Source organism: Clostridium yunnanense, assembly GCF_016595795.1.
Lineage (GTDB): Bacteria > Bacillota > Clostridia > Clostridiales > Clostridiaceae > Clostridium_AR > Clostridium_AR yunnanense.
In genome coordinates this window covers 1-718 of the sequence record NZ_JAENHN010000003.1, presented here as the reverse complement: position 1 = coordinate 718, position 718 = coordinate 1, and the positions used below count along the sequence as shown (strand labels likewise).

The following is a 718-nucleotide window of genomic DNA, read 5'->3' as shown; positions in this document are numbered from 1 at the left end:
CCGCCCCAGTCAAACTGCCCACCTAACAATGTCCCGTCACCAGCTTCATGGTGCCCGGTTAGAATCCCAGTACTGTCAGGGTGGTATCCCAAGGACGACTCCACATCCCCTAACGAGAATGCTTCCAAGTCTCCCACCTATCCTGTACAGACAATACCGAAACTCAATGCTAAGCTACAGTAAAGCTCTACGGGGTCTTTCCGTCCAATCGCGGGTAGCAAGCATCTTCACTTGCACTACAACTTCGCCGGATTTACAGTTGAGACAGTGCCCAAGTCATTACGCCATTCGTGCGGGTCAGAACTTACCTGACAAGGAATTTCGCTACCTTAGGACCGTTATAGTTACGGCCGCCGTTTACTGGGGCTTAAGTTCACCGCTTCGCGTTACCGCTAACGATTCCCCTTAACCTTCCAGCACCGGGCAGGCGTCAGCCCCTATACATCAGCTTTCGCTTTAGCAGAGACCTGTGTTTTTGCTAAACAGTTGCTTGGGCCTATTCTCTGCGACCTACTCTCGTAGGCACCCCTTCTCCCGAAGTTACGGGGTCAATTTGCCGAGTTCCTTAACTGTAATTCTTCCGCCGGCCTTAGGATTCTCTCCTCACCTACCTGTGTCGGTTTGCGGTACGGGCACTACATTTCTCCCTAGAAGCTTTTCTTGGCAGCGTAGAATCAAGTACTTCAGCCTAAAAGGCCTTCCCCATCACACCTCAGCT

The 718-nt window shown here is 51.8% G+C and carries 1 rRNA gene; it reads right to left on the bottom strand.

The features are described 5' to 3' along the window. Nucleotides 1-718 (bottom strand): 23S ribosomal RNA (locus tag JHL18_RS00965); the annotation flags it as partial.